A 14,742-nucleotide genomic window follows, 5' to 3' on the forward strand; every position below is an offset into this window, starting at 1 on the left:
GAATCGTGCTGCCGGTCGCGCGGCGTCCCTAAAAAGAAAACATCCCGCCGCTTATCGACACAGTACCGGTTCCTGCCCCATCCTCGGGAATGTTATCGCAGGCGAAGGTTGCCATGGAATCGCTCGTGAACATGATCGTGCAGTTCAATGTGGTCCCGTCCGAGGTATAGGTCACACCCGAAGAGTAGGTGAAGACCATGGTGCCGTCCGTTCCGTTGAGATTGTAGGTTCCGGGCACCGTGTAGTTGTTCAAGTCCAGAGATACGCTGGGATAGCCTCCCCCATAACCGTAAGCGCCGCTGCACGTAAAATTGTCCGGGGCGCCCATCATCATGCTGGGATTTCCCGAGTACATGGCGCTGTAGTCACCGGATACCGTGTAATCGCATGTCGATGAACCGTAACCGCTGCTGTCATAGCCCGCGCAGGAAACGAACAAGGCAATGGAGGCTGCCGTGACTGCGACAATTAATGTGCGTACTTTCATCATCTCCTCCTGGCATATTGGAGTCGAATAATATAGATGAAAGCGAGGCGCGAATCAAGCCGCGGGGTCGATTCGATGACGGTGGGACGATACTTTGCGGCCATATTCGGCCAATCTTCTTGCACAGAAGCAGTACAAGAGTGTTAATATTATTTCGCCCCGGGAGTTCTGGACAATCGTAAAGGGAATGGATTGATAAAGGAGTGTCTGGCTAAAGCGACGCTGGCGCGTCTCCCGCCATGGCCGTGATTCATATCAAATTTATATCAATGCAAAAACCCGCCCGTCTCTAAAAACGCCAGCACATTGTCGATAACGCGTCTGTTCAGCAGCAGCAGCGAGTGCTGTCCCTTCACCTGGATGAAATCCTTCATGCCCTCCAGGCGCGTTTCCTCGACCGAGATGGTCCCGTCGTCGTCGCCGTCAATGAGGGGATTGAGCCCTGTGCTGTTTCCCAGCCCTCCCGCGATCACGCCGAACTCGCAGCGGGGGGCGGGCAGCGTGCTCACGAGCGAGCGGGGCGCCTGGGCCACCTCGCCGCCGGCGCGCCCGAAGAGCCAGCGGAAGCCGGGCAGCTGCATGAGGCGTCCCGCGAACGATGAGCCGCGGTTGGGCGGTGCGATCATCACGAAGCGCGCGGGGGTTATGGCCCGGTAATGGGCCAGGTAGTAGCGCACCACGATCGCGCCCATGCTGTGGGTCACGAAATGAATCGTGGCGCCCTGCGGGAGCTTCGCCATCTCCCGGCCCAGGAGATCGGCGCTGTCCATGATGGATTCCTTCGTGCTGGGATAGCCGAAGTTCAGGACGCGGTACCCGCACGCGAGGAGTGCGTTTTCGAGCTTCTCCATGGACGCGGGGCCGCGCATGATGCCGTGCAGGAGCACGACCCACTCGCCGTCGTGGGACTTCGTGCAATCGTATGTGGGTTCCCCTTCAAACATAAGCGCAGTTATCAATACGGCTGCCGTGACAAGTATGCAGCCCAGGATGACCAACAGGATAATTTTAGCGCGCATCTTTATGGGCGCGGTGCATTGTATCGGGCGCGTTACCCGGCGCGGGCGGCCGCATCAGTCTCCAATGAGCGTTTTGAGCGAGTTAGCGTAGTACTCGACGAGCGGCCGGTTCGCGGCGACGATTTTCACGACGCCGCGCCTCACGGTCACGAGCTTCCTGCGCTTTAGTATCTCGAGCGCGGTTTCCACGGTCTGGGCGGCCTCGTCGCCGGCGATCAGGTCCTCCTCGAAGGAGACGAGCTCCCTGGTGCGGCCGGGCTTCTCGCGCTCAAGGCTCTGTGAGAGCGCCTGCGTGGTCTCGAATGCCTTGCCGAGCACCACGCGGCCGTTTTTCCGCTTGATGATTTTCCTGAGCTTCTCGACGCGTCCCACGAGTTCGTCCTTTCCCATCCCGTCCGCCTCGCCGGAGAGGAGCGCCCGTGCGGTGATGCACACGGGCGTGACCGGGATGGTGCGCGCGATACCGGTGAGGAGAGAATCGGCGAACGCCTGGATCTTTGAAAGACGCTTTTTCCGCGCGAGCCTGAAGATGTCGGTTTTCTGGGCGCGCAGGAACTTCGAGAGAAAGACCGGCTCCCCGAAGCTCACGCTCGCGTAGCCGTGGCGCCGGAGCCTCCCGGTGAAGTAGCGCACGGCGTTCACCGTCGCGAGGAGCGGACCCTTGAGCGCGATGCGCGCGAGGGAGGCGGAGTTCTGGAGAAAGCCGCTTTTTTCGCGGCCCTTTTTCCACTCGGCGACCAGCACCTTGTCTTCGAGGACGTGGTCGTAATTGATCGCGGCGGGGATGAACACGAGCTCGCGCCGGAACTTGGGATTGCGCTTGATGCCTATGATGTAGTCCAGGATGCCTATCTTCGCGGGACGCAAGCCCCCGTCGCGCGAGAGACCGCCCTCGATGAAGATGCCCTGGGTCACGCCCTGGAGGCTGATAAGCTGGATGTATTTTTCGAGCACCCTGTGGTAGAGCCCCTCGCGGTATCTGCGGCGGATGAAATACGCGCCGAACGACTTGAAGATGTACTCGAGCGGCCACACGCGCGCCCATTCGCCCACGGCGTAGGAGAGCGATATCTGGCGCGCGAGCATGTAGGCGACCAGGATGTAATCGATGTTGGAGCGGTGGTTCATGATGAAGACCACCACGCTGTCCTTGGGAATCTTCTCGAGCTTCGCGGCGTTTTCCCGGTCGATCACCACCTCGTAGATTAGGTTCAGAAGGGAGTTTGCGATCCAGTACCCGATCTTATAATAGGAGAGCAGGTTGAAAAAGGGAACGATCTCCTCGATGTAGTCCCCGACCTGTTTCTGCACGTCCCGTATCTTGAGCCCCTTTTCGCGGGCGTGGTCGATGATCGCCTCGTGGATGTCGTGATCGTTCAGGAGGTCCTGCTTCACCGCGATCTTGTGCATGAACTTGTTGCGGTCAAGCCTCGTCCGGTTCTGGTCCATGTACGCGCTCACGGACCGGTAGAGCCTTCCGCGCAGGCGCGAAAGGGCGAAGGCGCGCAGCGCCTCGTACGCGACAACGGCGCCCAGGGCGTAGAGCAAATAGTGGAGGATGTCCGATATCATCGTCTTGAATCCCGTTGCGCGGGGCGTTTAAAAGTTAACCGGGGAGATGAATTAATTCAATAAAAATACGAACGAGGCGAGTAATAATTATCCGCCGATACGCTCCCGGGCCCCCGATATCTGCTTGACGCGGCCCGAAGCCTCATGTAACAGCACTTGAACCGGGACGCGCGCCCCGCGCGCGCTATACTGGTATTCCCGATGAAGAACGCGATCCTGAAAGACCACTTCCTCCGCCCGCGCGGTATGGGAGCCGCGCCGGACGCCACGCACCGCGCGGTGGCGAAAAGCGAGGTGTGCAACGACATCGTGCGGATGACGGCGCGGATCGAAGACGGCATCCTCGCGGAGGTGCGCACCGAGGTGTACGGGTGCGGCTACGCGATCGCGGGCGCGTCGCTTTTTAACGAGCGCGCGCGCGGGATGAGCGCGGACGAGGCGGCGCGCCTTGACCCGGCCGGGATCGCCGGCGGGGAAGGCGCGATCCCCGGCCATCACGAACACTGCGTGGGGCTTGCCCATCGCGCCTACCTTAAAATCCACGCCGATTACCGGGAGGGAAAATAATGGCGCTCCCCCAGGTGAGGCTGATACAGGCGGCCGAGTACCGGAACGGGCTCATTTCCCCCGCGGAGATCCCCGTGAGCGCCGAGTACGCGGTCACGCTTTCGGTCAACGGAAACCCGTTTGTGTCCATCGCGTGCTCGGGCTCCGATTTCCGCGAGCTCGCCATGGGCCACCTCCTCGCCGAGGGCGTGATACTCTCCGCCGGCGACGTGGTCTCGCTCGAGATCGACGAGGGGGCGCTCGCGGTGAACGCGGTCACCGTCCAGTCCGACGAAATGATCGACCGGCTCTTCCGCATACGCTCCATCGCCTCAGGATGCGGCCAGGCGTCCACCGGGGACGGGGGCGATGGGCTCGCGCCGATACCCTCCGTTCCGCGCATGAAGGCCGCGCTTCTCACCGAATGCATGGGGACGTTTTTAAAGCTCTCCGAGGCGCACACGCTCACCCACGGCGTCCACAGCGCCGCGCTCTACTCGGCGGAGGGGGAGCGGATGTTCTTCTTCGACGAGATCGGCAGGCACAACGCCGTGGACAAGGTGCTGGGGCGCGCGCTCCTGGAGCGCGTCCAGATCTCCCGGTGCATGCTCCTTTCCACGGGAAGGCTCTCCAGCGAGATCGTGTACAAGGCCGTGAGGGCCGCGCTCCCCGTCCTCGTGTCGCGCGCCGCGCCCACCACGCGCGCCGTCGAGCTCGCGCGGCGCTACAACGTCATGCTCGTAGGTGGGGTGCGCTCGTCCTCGTTCAACGTGTTCAGCGCCGTGGATTCGGTGGAATGCTGATCCTGCGCGACCTCGAGCGGGGCGAGGAGACCGTGTGCGCGTACCTGCCGGACCGGCTGAGCCGGATGGAGTATTTCCTGGCGATAGACGTATCGGCGCACGAGCTCGAGTATCTCCTGGCCGACGGCTGGAGGAAATTCGGGTACTGCTATTTCCGCCCGCACTGCAACGGCTGCCGCCTGTGCATCCCGTTGCGCGTGCTCGCGACGAAGTTCCTTCCCTCGAAGGGCCAGCGGCGCGTGGCGCGAAAGAACGCGGGGGTGCGGGTGGAGTTCGGGCCCCTGTCCTATTCGGACGAGATTTACGACATCTACGTCGAGCATACGGGGATGCGGTTTGGCGACAGGAATACGGCGCACGACGATTTCATGTTCAATTTTTACCAGCGCTCCTGCCCCTCGTTCCAGAGCGAGTATTACGTGGACGGTCGGCTCGCGGCCGTGGGCTTCCTCGACCGCTCGAGCGAGGGCCTGAGCTCCGTGTATTTCATCTACCGGGAATCCTGCGCGCGCCTGAGCCCGGGGATTTTCAGCGTGATGCGGGAGATCGGGTTCGCGCGCGAGCTGGGGCTTTCCTACTATTATCTCGGGTACTTCGTGCCGGGATGCGGCCGGATGGAGTACAAGGGAGGCTTCACCCCCCACGAAAAATTTTCATGGGGGCAAAAAAAATGGTTCACGGTCCGGGGCAGGGCAGTACTTTAATACCGGGGCCGCGGCGCGCCACGGGGGCGTCGATACGCCAACGGCGCGATCACGGGGCGGGAAGGGTATCGGCGCCCGCGCAAAAAAGGGAACGCCCACGGGCCGGACACGGCCGAAGCGGAGACAGTCACATGCCGGATAAACCACAGTACGACGAAAACCTCGACAGCGCGCTCATGACCGAGCACCGCCAGGACATCGAGGAGCCCAGGATGTACCGCGTGGTGCTGCACAACGACCACTACACCACCATGGACTTCGTGGTGGAGGTGCTCGTAAAGGTGTTCCACAAGCCCGCCGCCGAGGCGACCCAGATCATGCTGGACGTGCACAAGAAGGGCAAGGGCGTGTGCGGCGTCTATACCTACGACATCGCGGCGACACGCGTCGACATGGTGCACCGGATGGCGAAGGAGCACGAATTCCCCCTGCGCTGCAGCATGGAGGAGGAATAACGCACCCCCCGCTTCCCGGCCGCGCCTAATGCATCGGGAACCGCACGAAGGCCCCCAGGAGCAGGACGAGGGCTATCGCGATAACATGCAGCACGAACCACCGAACGCCGAAATACCTGAATTTTTCCATAATTACCCCCAGATCATATGGCCGATCGTGTAGACCAGCGTGATTGCCGCCAGGTGAACCATCCACCAGCCCATATTGGGATAGCGGTACCACAGGCCCCCGCGCGCCGCTTTCAGGTCGCCGCCGAACATTTCAAGATCGAAGAGCGCCTTTCCGATGAAGAACTTCGCCCAGAGAATGAGGATGTCGGGCAATGTAGTCCCGAACACGATTACGTAGAGCGTGACCGGCTGGGGCTCGTGCTGATGCATCAGGTGCGCGATCGAGAAATGCGCCATGATTACCGTGCCCAGGATGACCGTAAGGCCGTTCAGCACATAGCCGTAGGATATCGTCTTGCGCGACATGAACAAGGCCGGGATCACGAAGATGCTCGCCAAGCCCGAGAAAAATGGAATGTAATTGGCGCTCAGCTTTGCGATATCGTGTATCCGGTAATGAAGACCGAAACCGCCCGCCGCGCACACGACCATCCCCGCGAGGAGCAGCCTTTGCAGATTCTGCTTCTGTGTCATACCCCCTCCATCGTATTATTTTTAACCGCGAATGCACGCGAATAGACGCGAATGGTCTTGGGAAATTCGCGTTTATTGTTGATCATTCGAGGCCTGATTCGCTCGTTCATCCCCAACAGGCTGTGTTAGTAACCGCGAATAGACGCGAACGATCTTTTACAATTCGCGTTCATTGGCGTGCATTCGCGGTTGCCTTCTTTATCCATTACAGGCAACGCGCTTTTTGCCCGTCCGCCGCCGAGCCCTCGACACAGGAAAGGGTTTCCTCGATTCCCGCGACGACGGCCCCGGCGCGCTCCATTTCGCCGACCGCCCGCGCGCCGTCGCCCGGGTTTACGTCGACCGCGCGCACGGCCTCGCGCACCACTGTTACGCGAAATCCTTCGCGCAGGGCGTCCAGGACCGTGTTCTTCACGCAGTAGTCGGTCGCGAGCCCCGTGACCACGACGGAATCGACGTCCTGTTTGCGGAGCCGTTGGGCGAGGTCCGTGCCGCCGAACCCGGAATAGGATTCGGTCTCCCTTTCCATGGCCTTGGAGATGACGGCGGCCCCCGGGGGTATGTTCAATCCGGGATGAAATTCCGCGCCGCCGGTCCCGGCCACGCAGTGCGGCGGCCAGATGCCTCCCTGCTCCTTGAACGAGCAATGGTCCGCCGGGTGCCAGTCGCGCGTGAGGAAGACCGGCATCCCGTCATCCAGGAAGCGCTCGATGAGCCTGTTGGACGGTTCCAGGACCGCGTCGCCCCCGCTCACCGCCAGGGCGCCCCCGGGGCAGAAATCGTTCTGTATGTCCACGAGTATGAGCGCTTTTTTCTTCTTCATGGGTGCCTCCAGGAACTAACGGCCTTGCGAATTTATTTAACAGGGATATTCAGGATTAACAGGATAGGGTGTCGATATTGAATGAATCCGTTCATCCTGTCTATCCTGTACATCTTTGTTAATTGCCTTTTCTTCCATTGTCCTTACCCCGTCATACGCGGTGCATGGTCACGCGTTCACCCGCTCGAGGCGCGGGTTGGGACTGAAAGACCGTCCCTCCTTCGCGCAGTGTCTCCCGGCGACCCGCACGATATCCGCGGTGTAATCGAACTGTCCCCTGACGAGGCAGCTTCCCACGCCGAACACATCCACCGGTGCGCCCATCTTCACGAACTGCGAAATGCGCTCCGGCGTGAAGCCGCCGGACACGATAATCTTCACGCCGTGGAACCCTTCCCTGTCCAGGGCCTCGCGCGTCATGAAGACGAGCTCCGGGACCACGCCCGTGGGCGCGAAGCGCCCCATAACCGGGATGAGCGACCTGTCCACCATGTTCTCGGAGGTGTCCAGGCGCACGCCCCACAGGCGATCGCCCAGCGCGCGGCAGCACTCGAGCGCCGTGGCAACGCTGTCGTTCGCGAAGTCCACGAGCGCGACCAGGTTCGCCTCCGGGTAGCTCTCGCCGAACATCCTGACCGCGGTCATCGTGTCTCCCCCCGTCGCGGCGATAAGGGCATGGGGCACCGTTCCCGATCCCTTCGCGCCCCACCACCCCGCCTGCGCGTCCGTGGAGACGCCGGAGGCGCCGCCAATGTGCGCCGCGTACCCGTCGCCGCCCTGGACGGCCCAGTGGTCGAAGCGCGCCGGGAAATAGAGCACCAGAGCGCCGTTCGCCGCGCGGACCACGTTGCGCACGTTGGTCGCGATCCTCGTGCGGCGTGCGAGTATGCCCAGGTAAATCGTTTCCAGGTGCGCGAAAAGGCTCGCGTCGCCCGTTATGTGCATCACGGTTTCCCACGACGCGATCGCATCCCCGTCGTACAGGGCGTTTATCGTAAGCCCGCTAAACCCGTCTTCCCACAGCGCGTCAAGCTCGCTCGATATCTCGATCTTTTTTCGCACGACCTCCATGTAGGCGTCCTTGTCCGGGAGGAAGAGCGCGCGGCCCGTCTGTTTGAGCTCCATGAGCCGGTCGAAGAGCATGTATGCCTTCGCATAATCGGTGTAGCGGCCGCTCGCGAGCTTGAGCACCGCGATCGCCTCGTCGATGCCGCACAGCACCGCGTCCTTCTTCTGGAAGACCTGCATGGTCACCTCGGGTCGCAGCCCGTGCTCCTCCAGGGTGATCTTTTCCCGCCAGAAGTAGATATCGCTCAGGTAGCCGCGCCGCAGCTCCTGCGCCGGGAGATCGAACAGGTGGCTTTCCAGGCGTTTTTTCATTTCGTGCGCTCTCCTGCCGCAGACCCGCGTATCGGCCGCGTGCACCTAATATACAAAAAATCGGGACGCCTATCACTGCGGGCGCTCAGAAATGCCCGGTGACGCGATCGCACTGCCGGGATGCGGACAGGACCCTTTTCTCAGGAGATCGTGATGGCCTCGACGGGGCAGTCCTCGGCGGCCTGCCGCGCGAGGGTTTCGTGCTCCTCCGGGACCGGGTTCGCATAGGCGACCGCGACGTCGCCCTCCATCCGGAATACCTCCGGGCATGTCTGCGCGCAGAGCTCGCACCCGGTACACGTGTCCTTGTCGACCGTCGCCTTCATGAGAACCTCCGTTGAAAATGTATTCCTGGAACCATTTAAGTGCCCGCGTTCACGGCCCGGACGGGCGCCGATTCGCGGGGTCCCGGTTCCGCGGCACCCAGGAAGGGCCGTGCTAGCGCGAAAGCTTGAGCGCGATCTCCGCCACCCGTTTCCCCTGGAACCGGGCTGCCGCAAGCTCATTCTCGCTGGGGAGCCGCTCGCCCCGACCGCCGGCTATGGTGCTCGCCCCGTACGGGGAGCCGCCGGTGATCTCGTCGATGCGCATCTGTCCCTTGAAAGAATACGGCAGTCCCACGATCACCATGCCGAAATGGAGCAGGTTCACGTGGAAGCCCAGGATCGTGGATTCCTGCCCGCCGTGCTGCGTCGCCGAGCTCGTAAACACGCTGCCCACGCGGCCCTCGAGTACGCCCTTGTCCCACAGCGCGCCGGTCGAGTCCAGGAAGGAGCGCATCTGCCCAATCATGTTCCCGTAGCGCGTGGGGGTTCCAAAAATTATCGCGTCCGCTTGTTCCAGGTCGTCGAGCGTGGCGACGGGAACATGCGCGTAGACCTTCGAGGCCGCCTCGATCCCGGTCTTTTTCAGCAGCTCGGGCGACAGGGTTTCGGGCACCCTTTTTAAAATCGCCTCGGCGCCGGGGACCTCGCGCACCCCCTGCGCGACCGCCTCGGCCATGCGATAGATATGCCCATAGGCCGAGTAAAACAGTATCAGCACCTTCATTGAAGTTCCTCGCTTATTTGCTGTGAAAGATGTGGATGAAACATACAGAGGGCATTGGCCAGAGTCAATTTCCGGCCGGTCGCGATGAGGGCTTCGAGAATCGCCGGGTAGGGGATATATGGTCAATAACCGTTTGACATTTGGATTTTCCGATAGTATCTTCATTTCATCACGCATGGAAAACGTATGGGCTTTCGCTTCGCGAAGGCTCATATAATTATGTCCGCATCAGGATTCGGTATGAAAGCGGTGCATTTCAACTTCTTCGAATGCCGGGGCGTGCCATGCGATTCCAGGATGCACCCGTGCCTTCACCGCACGGGAAAACTCAAAACAAGATGTACAGAACCAAAGGAGGAGAAATGGCAATTACGCTTCCAAACCTGCCTTATGAAATGAACGCGTTAGAGCCCTATATCAGCGCGAGGACGCTCGAGTTCCACCACGGCAAACATCATAATGCATACGTAACGAACCTCGGGAAGCTCATCGCGGGCACGGATCTCGAGACAATGAATCTCGAGGACATCATAAAGAAAAGCGCAGGCGACGCGGCCCGGGCGGGCATCTTCAATAATTCCGCCCAGGTGTGGAACCACTCATTCTACTGGAAGTGCATGAAGAAAGGCGGCGGCGGAAAGCCCGCGGGAAAAATCGGGGGCATGATCGACAAGGCGTTTGGCGGGTTCGACAAGTTCGTCGAAGAGATGAAGAACGCCGCGGTCACCCAGTTCGGAAGCGGATGGGCCTGGCTGGTGGAGGAGGGCGGGGCCCTCAAGATCATGAAGACCGGGAACGCCGACCTTCCCCTCGTGCACGGGGCGAAGGCGCTCCTCACGATCGACGTATGGGAACACGCTTATTACCTGGACTACCAGAACCGCAGGCCCGATTACGCGGCGGCGTTTATGGAGCACCTCGTGAACTGGGAGTTTGTGGAGTCCTGCCTGTAGTAAGAATCTGCCGCCGGGGGGCCGCGGGTAAACCGCGCTCCCGGCAGCAACAATCCCCTACCTCACCCGGATCCACCGGCCTTGATTCCCGGACGTGAGCCCGCGGCGCCGGCCGGCTCATAGGAAATGGCCGCGACGGGACATGAATCGATCACGAGCTCGCAGTCGCAGATAGCGCAGGCCTCCGTGTTCCGGGCCACCGCGCGCCTCTCCGTAAGCGCGAACACCTTCGGCTTGATGAGCCAGACCTTTTCCTCCCTGAGCTCGAACACCTTCGGGCAGATCTCCACACACAATCCGCAGCCGATGCAAAGATCAGGATCAATAATCAACGAATGCATACGTGTTTCCTCGCTCCCGAAAGCTATTTTTTGCGGTTACGCGACGCTACCCGGCGCTTCTCGCGTCATGATGATGCCCCGATGCATCTTTAAGATAACGAAACAATCACCCGGTTTCCATTCCGATTTTTTCACGGGCCTCCCCGAAGCTGAGCAGGGTGCCGGTAGCCTCGTCCCACAGGTGGTAGCGCAGCGACCTGAAGCTCCTGAACAGGGTGATCGGGATCGTGTAATGCAGGTCGGGCACCTCGTCGTAGCACTTCTTGAGCCTGTAACAGGGGATCCTGGGTTTCGCGTGGTGAATGTTATGGTAGCCGATATTTCCCGAGAACCAGCGCAGCACCGCGGGGAGATTGTAGAACGAGCTCCCGTTCATGGCGGCGCTGATCAGGTCCCATTCCCCCTGGTGCGCCCAGTACACCTCCCTGAACTGGTGCTGGATGAAAAAAAGCCACATGCCGGTCGAGGTCGCGAGAACCAGGATGGGCATCTGGATCGCGAAATAGGTTCCGATACCGATCGTGAAGTACGAAGCGATCATGATGGCCGCGAGCACCACGTTGGTGAAAGCGATGCTGAAATAATCCTTGCGCCGGGTGCTCTTCTGCGGAAAGCGATACATGATGAAAAACAGGAATATGGGGGCGATCACGAAGAGAAACCAGGGATTCCTGAAAAACCGGTAGAGCAGCCTGTACCGGGGCGCCGATACGCGGTATTCCGCCAGGGTCATGGTCCACACGTCGCCGATGCCGCGCTTGTCGAGATTCGAAACGTTCGCGTGGTGAATGCCGTGGTTCCGCTGCCAGTCGAAAAACGGCGTGAAGGTGAATACGCCGCACACGTGGCCCAGGATGAAACAGGCGTACTTGGATTTCATGAACGACATGTGGGAACAGTCGTGCAGTATCATGAACGTGCGAATGTAAAAGCCCGTGGCCAGGACCGCCATGAGCAGCACCGTCCAGTACGGGTACCCCGCATCGAGCACAAAGTACATGAGCGCCAGCATCGCCAGGTAGGGGACCACTGATGTGCAGATATAAAGGAGCGATCGGCTGATATCGGCGTATGCGTACGGCTGCAATTTATCGAACCAGTCAGGTCTCTTCATGGCATATTTCCCGAATCGTTAAAGGTGCTGGAATTATAAACGGGCCTGCATATAATAAAATACATTTTTCTCGGACCGTCTACTACGCGAACCGATGCGGGCAAGGGCGGGATGACGCGGGCCGTACCGAGCGGATTGGGGGTGTACCCTGGGAAATGGCGCTTTTTTCAAGCGCGACGCGGGGGAAGCACGGTTCGATAAGGACGTAGCGAAATTGCATATTAGAATCTCGAATCAGCAGACAGGTTCCCGATTTGGTGTTGACCGTTGGAATTGCATCGGTTATGGCAGTCAAGCACGGGAGGCGGACGGGCGGTATCGGCGCGTACGCGCCATGATCCTGTCCCGGCGATTCGACCGTTATGCGATAATTAGGGCGGCGCGGGTGTTCCGTTTCAGGGCCGGTGAAAGGACGCGCGAACCCGGGGAGGCATGAAATGACGAGGACCGAAAAAGCGCTCGCGATGTTCAAAAACGGATCCGCCTGTTCGCAGGCGATTCTCGCGGCCTTCGGCCCGGGACTGGGGCTGGGGGAGGCCCTCGCGCACAGGCTCGCGACGGGGCTGGGCGCGGGCCTGGGGCGCAAGCAGTACGTGTGCGGGGCGATCAGCGCGGGGGTGCTGGTGCTGGGACTTAAATACGGCAATGAGCGCCCGGAGGAGGGCGTGATCAAAGAGGAGGCGTACACGATCACGCGTGAGTTTATCGACGCCCTGGAGTGCGAGCTGGGCAGCTCCTCGTGCAGGGAGCTCCTGGGCGCGCCGATACTCACCGACGAAGAACGCAAGGCCGCGCGGGAGCGCGGCCTGTTCGACACGATCTGCCCGCGGTGCGTGGAGGCCGTGGCGAGAAGGCTCGAAGGCCTGGTGTAGGAGCGTCGTGCGTTTTTTACGGGAGGCCGCACGCGTCCTTCGATCCGGGGCGAGCTCCGTTTTCACCGCGCGGCCGGGTCGCGGGTGTGCCGCAGGTCGTTGACCTTCGAGGAATGCCGATGAGAATAATCTCCATCCTTCTAATAATTCTCGCGACCCTGTGCGCACCGCTCGGTGCGCTCCCTGCAGAAACTGACGGTGTTCAGCCGGAAAAAACCGATACGCGAAGCCCGGGCATCTTCGACAACCTGGGGGGCAACATTTACGATTCGTTTATCGGACCCCTTGGGCTTCTGCATCTCGCCGCGATCCCCTCCACGTATGCGCTCTCCCAGTACGGGACGGATTACCGTGTGCAGAAATATTTCGAGGAGCATGACCGGCTGGGGGCGCTCTACGAACCGGCCGCGTATATCGGGTATCTCCTGCCCGTCGTCGTGGCGGGACCCCTCTATCTCCACGGCAGAATCGCGGGCGACAACGAAACGTTGGGCGCGGGGTGCGCGGCGGCGCAGGCGATGCTCGTCGCGGTTTCGTACACGACGATCCTGAAAGGGCTCACAGGGCGTCCGCACCCGGATGCGTACTACGAAGGCGACCGGCACGCCTACGCCCGGGAGTTCAATATCGGGCTCGCGCGCGGGAGCCTGCACTGGGGATGGCCCTCCGGCCACACCTGCGTGACCATGGCGACGGCGACCGCGCTCACCGCGTACTATCCCGGCAACCCCTGGGTCGCGGCGGGCGGGTATTCGCTCACCGCGTACATGATGGTGGGTATGCTCGGGGCGCACAGGAGCTCAGCGCACTGGTTTTCGGACATCGTCGCGGGCGCGCTCATGGGCGTGCCCATCGGCTGGACAATAGGAAAATACTACCGGCGCGCGGTGAATGGGCTTGAGGAGCCGGGCGCCGCCCGCACTGAAGTCATGCCGATCGTCGCGCCGGGGTTTGCGGGGATGGCGGGGATGTGCAGGTTGTAATTTTCTAATTTTGCCGGGAAGGCATGGTACAGGATTTGGCGGGAATGCTCGCTCTACAAGGGATATTTCCGGCCTGTGAAAAGGGGGCGGGGGGATTCGCATCCTCCTTTTAAAAGTGCTCCTGATGACCCTCATGAAGATCGGCCCCCCGTTATCCGGAGCAGATGATGGTTGACAATCTGTACCGAATACAATAATTTTGTATGAGCAACTAAAGGAGTATTACGACCATGGGTACGGCGTTAAAGAAAGAAGACGCAAAATCATCAATAGGCAACCTGCCGGAAAACGCGACGTGGGAAGACCTCATGTATGAAATATATGTCCGCGAAGCGGTCGAGGCGGGCCTCGAAGACAGTAAGGCCGGGCGTCTTACCGAGGTCGGAGAGCTTCGAAAGGAATTCGGATTGCCCAAGTGAAGGTTTACTGGACCGATTCGGCAAGAACCCACCTTCACGGAATAAAGGATTATATTTCCCGCCATTCAGAAACTTATTCGAAAAGGGTGATCGACAGGCTTCTCCGGCGATCGGAGCAGATAAGCGCGTTTCCCATGTCCGGGAGAATCGTTCCAGAATTCAGAAACGATCAGATCCGGGAGGTCATAGAAGGCCCGTATGAATCATCTATTACATTAAGGCTGACAGCATAGAGGTTCTCGCCGTGGTGCACGGATCTAGAAATGTTCTGAGCGGATAAATCCCCCGGCGCTCCGCGCCCGCCCCCTTTGGTAAAGGGGACTCCAGGTTCGGAGCGGGTTGCCGATAAGCAAGGTTGTAAATTTTAAGCCTCTCCCCGAGGGCTTTTGGACCGGGAGTAATGACTTTTTCGTGGAGGATGCTTCCGATATTGACCTTATGTTGGGGAGCTTTTCCCGGGAAGAGGACGTAAAAATAGGTAGTACCTTCCCACCCAGACTGAGCCCGCGGAACCCGATTTGCTGGTTGACCGGAGCGCCGATGGCATTATAATCGACCTGCCTTCATTATAGTATA

18 protein-coding genes and 1 pseudogene are annotated in these 14,742 nt (G+C 60.4%); 9 read left to right on the top strand and 10 right to left on the bottom strand.

The genetic code is table 11. The annotated features are described in order from the left end of the window. Positions 1-28: 28 nt before the first annotated feature. The 3 genes from EPN93_07770 to EPN93_07780 form a co-directional block, all read right to left on the bottom strand. Positions 29-487: a hypothetical protein gene (locus EPN93_07770; GenBank protein ID TAL36712.1), complete on the bottom strand. Its 459-nt coding sequence runs from the start codon at positions 485-487 to the stop codon at positions 29-31. Positions 488-753: 266 nt separating this feature from the next. Then, positions 754-1,506 (bottom strand): alpha/beta hydrolase, encoded by a 753-nt coding sequence (locus EPN93_07775; protein ID TAL36713.1) that lies wholly within the window; start codon positions 1,504-1,506, stop codon positions 754-756. A gap of 54 nt (positions 1,507-1,560) precedes the next feature. Continuing rightward, positions 1,561-3,078 carry a hypothetical protein gene (locus tag EPN93_07780; GenBank protein TAL36714.1) on the bottom strand — a complete coding sequence of 506 codons (1,518 nt, stop codon included), beginning with the start codon at positions 3,076-3,078 and terminating at the stop codon, positions 1,561-1,563. Between the two features lie 201 nt (positions 3,079-3,279). Between EPN93_07780 and EPN93_07785 the strand changes: the two genes are divergently transcribed. The 4 genes from EPN93_07785 (at position 3,280) to clpS (ending at position 5,586) form a co-directional block, all read left to right on the top strand. Then, positions 3,280-3,645 (top strand): hypothetical protein, encoded by a 366-nt coding sequence (locus EPN93_07785; GenBank protein ID TAL36715.1) that lies wholly within the window; start codon positions 3,280-3,282, stop codon positions 3,643-3,645. After that, entirely contained in the window at positions 3,645-4,427 is a 783-nt protein-coding gene (gene fdhD / locus EPN93_07790; GenBank protein ID TAL36716.1) for a formate dehydrogenase accessory sulfurtransferase FdhD, read from the top strand. Before EPN93_07785 ends, fdhD begins: the two co-directional genes overlap by 1 nt. Next, entirely contained in the window at positions 4,421-5,131 is a 711-nt protein-coding gene (locus EPN93_07795; protein TAL36717.1) for an arginyltransferase, read from the top strand. Before fdhD ends, EPN93_07795 begins: the two co-directional genes overlap by 7 nt. 131 nt (positions 5,132-5,262) lie before the next feature. After that, the gene (gene clpS / locus EPN93_07800) at positions 5,263-5,586 is read left to right on the top strand and encodes an ATP-dependent Clp protease adapter ClpS (protein TAL36718.1); all 324 of its coding nucleotides are present in this window, start codon (positions 5,263-5,265) and stop codon (positions 5,584-5,586) included. 132 nt (positions 5,587-5,718) lie between these two features. Here the strand turns inward: clpS and EPN93_07805 are convergent, their stop codons facing one another. The 5 genes from EPN93_07805 to EPN93_07825 all read right to left on the bottom strand — a co-directional run bounded on the left by EPN93_07805 (position 5,719) and on the right by EPN93_07825 (position 9,484). Next, on the bottom strand, positions 5,719-6,231 hold the full coding sequence (locus tag EPN93_07805; protein ID TAL36719.1) for a hypothetical protein: 513 nt from the start codon (positions 6,229-6,231) through the stop codon (positions 5,719-5,721). Positions 6,232-6,436: 205 nt separating this feature from the next. Further along, on the bottom strand, positions 6,437-7,054 hold the full coding sequence (locus EPN93_07810; GenBank protein ID TAL36720.1) for a bifunctional nicotinamidase/pyrazinamidase: 618 nt from the start codon (positions 7,052-7,054) through the stop codon (positions 6,437-6,439). Between the two features lie 168 nt (positions 7,055-7,222). Continuing rightward, complete coding sequence (locus EPN93_07815; GenBank protein ID TAL36810.1) at positions 7,223-8,197, bottom strand: quinolinate phosphoribosyl transferase; 975 nt, start codon at positions 8,195-8,197, stop codon at positions 7,223-7,225. 377 nt (positions 8,198-8,574) lie between these two features. Beyond that, on the bottom strand, positions 8,575-8,760 hold the full coding sequence (locus tag EPN93_07820) for a ferredoxin (GenBank protein TAL36721.1): 186 nt from the start codon (positions 8,758-8,760) through the stop codon (positions 8,575-8,577). A gap of 112 nt (positions 8,761-8,872) precedes the next feature. Then, entirely contained in the window at positions 8,873-9,484 is a 612-nt protein-coding gene (locus tag EPN93_07825) for an NAD(P)H:quinone oxidoreductase (protein ID TAL36722.1), read from the bottom strand. Positions 9,485-9,846: 362 nt separating this feature from the next. On the opposite strand from EPN93_07825, the gene EPN93_07830 reads away from it, so the two are divergent. Continuing rightward, positions 9,847-10,437 (top strand): superoxide dismutase, encoded by a 591-nt coding sequence (locus EPN93_07830; GenBank protein ID TAL36723.1) that lies wholly within the window; start codon positions 9,847-9,849, stop codon positions 10,435-10,437. A 62-nt stretch (positions 10,438-10,499) separates the two neighbouring features. Here EPN93_07830 and EPN93_07835 read toward each other — a convergent pair whose 3' ends face one another. Together EPN93_07835 and EPN93_07840 are read right to left on the bottom strand one after the other, a co-directional pair. After that, the gene (locus tag EPN93_07835) at positions 10,500-10,778 is read right to left on the bottom strand and encodes a ferredoxin (protein TAL36724.1); all 279 of its coding nucleotides are present in this window, start codon (positions 10,776-10,778) and stop codon (positions 10,500-10,502) included. Between the two features lie 106 nt (positions 10,779-10,884). Then, positions 10,885-11,892, bottom strand: a complete 1,008-nt coding sequence (locus EPN93_07840) for a fatty acid desaturase (protein ID TAL36725.1) — start codon at positions 11,890-11,892, stop codon at positions 10,885-10,887. Positions 11,893-12,329: 437 nt separating this feature from the next. Here EPN93_07840 and EPN93_07845 point away from each other — a divergent pair, with 437 nt between their 5' ends. The 4 genes and pseudogenes from EPN93_07845 (at position 12,330) to EPN93_07860 (ending at position 14,446) form a co-directional block, all read left to right on the top strand. Beyond that, positions 12,330-12,764 carry a C_GCAxxG_C_C family protein gene (locus EPN93_07845; protein TAL36726.1) on the top strand — a complete coding sequence of 145 codons (435 nt, stop codon included), beginning with the start codon at positions 12,330-12,332 and terminating at the stop codon, positions 12,762-12,764. Positions 12,765-12,877: 113 nt separating this feature from the next. Further along, the gene (locus EPN93_07850; GenBank protein TAL36727.1) at positions 12,878-13,747 is read left to right on the top strand and encodes a phosphatase PAP2 family protein; all 870 of its coding nucleotides are present in this window, start codon (positions 12,878-12,880) and stop codon (positions 13,745-13,747) included. Between the two features lie 230 nt (positions 13,748-13,977). Further along, complete coding sequence (locus tag EPN93_07855; GenBank protein ID TAL36728.1) at positions 13,978-14,166, top strand: hypothetical protein; 189 nt, start codon at positions 13,978-13,980, stop codon at positions 14,164-14,166. Next, positions 14,163-14,446, top strand: a pseudogene (locus EPN93_07860) (type II toxin-antitoxin system RelE/ParE family toxin). The gene EPN93_07855 and the pseudogene EPN93_07860 overlap by 4 nt, the downstream one beginning before the upstream one ends. Positions 14,447-14,742 lie beyond the last annotated feature (296 nt).

Source organism: Spirochaetota bacterium, assembly GCA_004297825.1.
Taxonomy (GTDB): Bacteria; Spirochaetota; UBA4802; order UBA4802; family UBA5368; genus FW300-bin19.

What these genes read in the sequence shown, in the direction of transcription:
- clpS (TAL36718.1), top strand. Translation starts at nt 5,263, where the DNA reads ATGCCGGATAAACCACAGTACGACGAAAACCTCGACAGCGCGCTCATG.
- EPN93_07795 (TAL36717.1), top strand. Translation starts at nt 4,421, where the DNA reads ATGCTGATCCTGCGCGACCTCGAGCGGGGCGAGGAGACCGTGTGCGCG.
- EPN93_07845 (TAL36726.1), top strand. Translation starts at nt 12,330, where the DNA reads ATGACGAGGACCGAAAAAGCGCTCGCGATGTTCAAAAACGGATCCGCC.
- EPN93_07850 (TAL36727.1), top strand. Translation starts at nt 12,878, where the DNA reads ATGCCGATGAGAATAATCTCCATCCTTCTAATAATTCTCGCGACCCTG.
- EPN93_07810 (TAL36720.1), bottom strand. Translation starts at nt 7,054, where the DNA reads ATGAAGAAGAAAAAAGCGCTCATACTCGTGGACATACAGAACGATTTC.
- fdhD (TAL36716.1), top strand. Translation starts at nt 3,645, where the DNA reads ATGGCGCTCCCCCAGGTGAGGCTGATACAGGCGGCCGAGTACCGGAAC.
- EPN93_07785 (TAL36715.1), top strand. Translation starts at nt 3,280, where the DNA reads ATGAAGAACGCGATCCTGAAAGACCACTTCCTCCGCCCGCGCGGTATG.
- EPN93_07840 (TAL36725.1), bottom strand. Translation starts at nt 11,892, where the DNA reads ATGAAGAGACCTGACTGGTTCGATAAATTGCAGCCGTACGCATACGCC.
- EPN93_07770 (TAL36712.1), bottom strand. Translation starts at nt 487, where the DNA reads ATGAAAGTACGCACATTAATTGTCGCAGTCACGGCAGCCTCCATTGCC.
- EPN93_07825 (TAL36722.1), bottom strand. Translation starts at nt 9,484, where the DNA reads ATGAAGGTGCTGATACTGTTTTACTCGGCCTATGGGCATATCTATCGC.
- EPN93_07855 (TAL36728.1), top strand. Translation starts at nt 13,978, where the DNA reads ATGGGTACGGCGTTAAAGAAAGAAGACGCAAAATCATCAATAGGCAAC.
- EPN93_07805 (TAL36719.1), bottom strand. Translation starts at nt 6,231, where the DNA reads ATGACACAGAAGCAGAATCTGCAAAGGCTGCTCCTCGCGGGGATGGTC.
- EPN93_07820 (TAL36721.1), bottom strand. Translation starts at nt 8,760, where the DNA reads ATGAAGGCGACGGTCGACAAGGACACGTGTACCGGGTGCGAGCTCTGC.
- EPN93_07780 (TAL36714.1), bottom strand. Translation starts at nt 3,078, where the DNA reads ATGATATCGGACATCCTCCACTATTTGCTCTACGCCCTGGGCGCCGTT.
- EPN93_07830 (TAL36723.1), top strand. Translation starts at nt 9,847, where the DNA reads ATGGCAATTACGCTTCCAAACCTGCCTTATGAAATGAACGCGTTAGAG.
- EPN93_07815 (TAL36810.1), bottom strand. Translation starts at nt 8,197, where the DNA reads ATGCTCTTCGACCGGCTCATGGAGCTCAAACAGACGGGCCGCGCGCTC.
- EPN93_07835 (TAL36724.1), bottom strand. Translation starts at nt 10,778, where the DNA reads ATGCATTCGTTGATTATTGATCCTGATCTTTGCATCGGCTGCGGATTG.
- EPN93_07775 (TAL36713.1), bottom strand. Translation starts at nt 1,506, where the DNA reads ATGCGCGCTAAAATTATCCTGTTGGTCATCCTGGGCTGCATACTTGTC.